Genomic DNA, 3510 nt, shown 5'->3' on the forward strand with positions numbered 1-3510 from the left:
GTCCGTGTCGGTTCGTCGGAATCGGAACGTCGGGTCCGGAGTGTCCGGGTCTAACGCGTCGAACCGCAAGAGGTCACGGCGTCCGCCGTAGCCGCCGGCGAGTCCGCCGAAGCCGTCGTCTTCGGTCGCGCCGGTCACGTGCGAGACGATGCGGCTCATCACGCCGTATGTGGCGTCGTCCCGGGGACCGGCCGCCTGCACTTCGATCTCGCTTCGGACGGGATCGCTGTCGGGATACAGAGCGTCGAGTCCGAGCTGGGCGATCCGGTAGGCACCCGAGGCGGTCGGACAGGAGTGTCCCGCTTCTTTCACCGCGTCTCGATAGGTGATGACGAACGGGGCACCCGGCTTGAGGACACCGAGTGCTTCCGCGACGGGATCGCGGACGCGGATCGGTTCGACGTCGTATTCGACAGCCCAATTCTCCTCGGTGCGGTTCGTGTCGGTCGGAGTCGTGTTTTCTGACATTGTGAGTCGGTTGCGATCGCTCGTTCGTGATTCGAGTCCGTTCAGTACCGCAGCAGGCGCATGCCGTTGCCGATCACGGCGAGGACGCTGGCCTCGTGGACGAGCATCCCGAGCGCGAGGGTGACGTAGCTCGTCAGCACGCCCGCGAGCAGCATCGTCACCACCACGAGGGCCAGCCCGACGTTTTCGAGGACATTCCAGCGCGTGGCTTTGCTGAGTTTCACCGCGTAGGGGATGCGCTCGAGGTCGTCGGCCATCAACGCGATGTCCGCCGTCTCGATGGCGGTATCCGTCCCGGCTGCACCCATGGCGATGCCGACGTCAGCGGTCGCCAGCGCCGGCGCATCGTTGATGCCGTCGCCGGTCATCGCCACGACGTGCCCATCGGCCTGGTACTCCGTAACGACATCCTGTTTGTTCTCGGGCAGCAACTCGGCGCGGTAGTCGTCGATGCCGATCTCTTCGGCGACCGCGGCCGCGACGCGTTCGTTGTCGCCGGTAAGCATCACCGCCTCGATCCCGGCGTCCCGTAACTCCTGGATGACGCCAGGCGCAGCGTCGCGCAGTTCATCGTGGAGCGCGATAGCGCCGACTACAGTTCCGTTGAGGACGACGTGGATGGCGGTCTCGCCGCGCTCCTCACGGTCGCGGACGTACTCGGCGACGTCGTTCGGAAGGTCGATTCCGCGCTCGTCGAGGAGCGCGCGGTTCCCGACGACGATCTCGCGGTCGTCGTGGTGAGCGACGACGCCCTTCCCGGCGACTACCTCGAAGTCGTCCGGTTCGGAGAGCGAGCCGGTCTCCGTCGGCGACCGAGTGCCCGATTCGGCGGTAGTTGCCCCACCGTCAGTCACGGGGTCCCGGCGGTTCTGGGCCGCATCGAGGATGGCGTCGCCGAGATGGTGTTCGCTCTTCATTTCGGCGATGGCTGCCAGGTCCAGCACCTCGTCGTCATCGGCGTCGAATCCTTCGACGTCGGCGACTGCCGTCTCGCCTTTGGTGAGCGTGCCGGTCTTGTCGAAGGCGACCAAGTCGATCTTACCCGCCTGCTCGAGGTGCTCACCGCCCTTCATGAGAACGCCGTTTCGCGCGGCGTTACCGATGGCCGAGACAATGCTCACCGGCGGCCCGATGACCAGCGCACCGGGACAGCCGATGACCAGCAGCGTTAGCGAGAGGACCGCGTTCTGCGTGACCGCGTACGCTCCGATGGCGAGCGCGATAACGGCCGGGGTGTAGTATTTGGCGAAGCGGTCGATCAGACTCTCGGTCGGCGACTGGGCCTCTTGGGCCTCCTCGACGCGTTGAATGATCCGTTGGAGCGTCGTGTCCGTGCCGGCACCGGTAGTCGTGACTTCCAACGCTCCTTCCTGGTTGACCGTCCCGGCGTAGACCTCGTCGCCGTCGGCCTTGTGGACGGGGGCGCTCTCGCCGGTGACCGGTGCTTGATTGACGGCGCTTTCCCCCTCCACGACGTCGCCGTCGACGGGGATCTTCTCGCCGGGTTTGACGATGACAATCTCGCCCGCTTCGACCTCGCGAGCGGGCACCTCTTTTTGCTCGCCGTCGCGGCGCACGGTGGCCGTATCCGGCGTCATTTCGAGGAGCTCTTCGAGCGCGTTACGCGTCTTGCGCATCGTCCGCCCTTCGAGGTACGATCCCAGCGCGAACAGGAAGACCACCGCGGCGGCTTCCCAGTACGATCCAATAGCGATCGCGCCGACAGCGGCCAGCGTCACCAGCGTCTTGATGCCGAGTGTTCGGCTTTTGACCTCGTAGTAGGCGGTCTTGGCGATGTCGTAGCCGCCGATGATCGCCGCGAGGATCAAGATCGCGGTGCTCGCGGCGTCAAAGCCGGGGACGTAGCCGATACTCCAGCCGCCAGCGTAGAGGAGACCACTCATCGCGACGACGATGGCCTTCCGATGTTGGCGATAGTACTGTTCGATCGATTGGGTATCCATGATCGGTCTCCTTAGGCGGGCTGAGGCGTGTAGCCCTGGTTTTCGATGGTCTGTGCGAAGGCGTTGGGGTCGGAAACGCCGTCGTCGTACTCGATCTCGACGCGACCGGTCGAGTAGTGCACCTCGACGTCTTCGACGCCGTCGACGTTCGAGAGAGCGCGTTCGACGGTGCTTGCACAACTCGGACAGTCGAAGTCCAAGACGCGGAACTGCGTTGTGTCGCTCATTACGATTTGAGATAGTGGCCATACCCCAATAAGTATTTTTTAGATGATATGTTTGGGTACGGAAATAGGTTGTTGGAACAGTCAAACGGGTCGTCTAGGGCTTTCGGTCTCGGGGTCCATTCGGGACTGGTTCCTCGGTAGATACCTCTCCGCTCGCATCCCGCCGTTTTTTCCCCCGTGCTCGCGCTCGGTTTTCGTATGAGCAACTCCGGTACCGATCAACGCCTCGACGACATCGCGGTGCGAGACACGCAGGTCTCGGACGCGATCGACGAACCGATGCGGGCGATGATCCTCGATATCCTGTCCGAGGAGGCCCTGACCGCGAGCGAGGTCCACGGGAGCCTCGCCGATCGCGGCATCGACCGAACCGAGAACACGGTTCGACACCACATCAACGAGCTACGGGACGCCGGCCTCGTCGACGTCGTTCGCTTCGAGGAGGGTCGCGGCGGGACGACAAAGTACTACCACGCGAACACGATTGTCCTCTCGTACTCACTCCCGGACTCAGCGGATGCTGCCGTCAAAGAGATGATAGATGCGGTCCAGCCCCAGATCACGGACGCGCTCGCCACGCTCACCGATGAGTACGACGGCGACATCAAGGAAATCGTCGCAGACATGCAGCCCTGCGAGCACTGTCAGACCCAAAAGTACGAGACGTACGTGCTTCTGACCGTCCTCCGTCGTGCGTTCGTTAGCGCTCACAGGGATTCTTAACGAGAAGACACGGACTGTTAGGATTTCAGTAGACCGGCTCGGTTCAGACCTCGATGGAAGAGGGCGCGCTCATCGGACCAGATCGAGGGTTCCGGTCGAACGGCCGCGCTAGTGGTGGGTCTTTTCAT

Annotated in this window: 4 protein-coding genes; 1 reads left to right on the forward strand and 3 read right to left on the reverse strand. The window is 63.5% G+C overall.

Features of this window, described 5'->3' with window-relative positions; genetic code table 11:
• The 3 genes from ACI944_RS13260 to ACI944_RS13270 all read right to left on the reverse strand — a co-directional run.
• On the reverse strand, positions 1-468 hold a 468-nt coding region (locus tag ACI944_RS13260), incomplete at its 3' end, for a hypothetical protein (protein WP_411719507.1).
• Positions 469-509: 41 nt separating this feature from the next.
• On the reverse strand, positions 510-2432 hold the full coding sequence (locus ACI944_RS13265) for a heavy metal translocating P-type ATPase (protein ID WP_411719508.1): 1923 nt from the start codon (positions 2430-2432) through the stop codon (positions 510-512).
• Between the two features lie 11 nt (positions 2433-2443).
• The gene (locus ACI944_RS13270; protein ID WP_094530826.1) at positions 2444-2659 is read right to left on the reverse strand and encodes a heavy-metal-associated domain-containing protein; all 216 of its coding nucleotides are present in this window, start codon (positions 2657-2659) and stop codon (positions 2444-2446) included.
• Positions 2660-2857: 198 nt separating this feature from the next.
• On the opposite strand from ACI944_RS13270, the gene ACI944_RS13275 reads away from it, so the two are divergent.
• Positions 2858-3382 carry an ArsR/SmtB family transcription factor gene (locus tag ACI944_RS13275; RefSeq protein WP_411719509.1) on the forward strand — a complete coding sequence of 175 codons (525 nt, stop codon included), beginning with the start codon at positions 2858-2860 and terminating at the stop codon, positions 3380-3382.
• The last annotated feature ends 128 nt before the right edge of the window (positions 3383-3510 follow it).

The organism is Natronomonas sp., assembly GCF_046710025.1.
In the GTDB taxonomy this organism is placed as follows: Archaea; Halobacteriota; Halobacteria; order Halobacteriales; family Haloarculaceae; genus Natronomonas.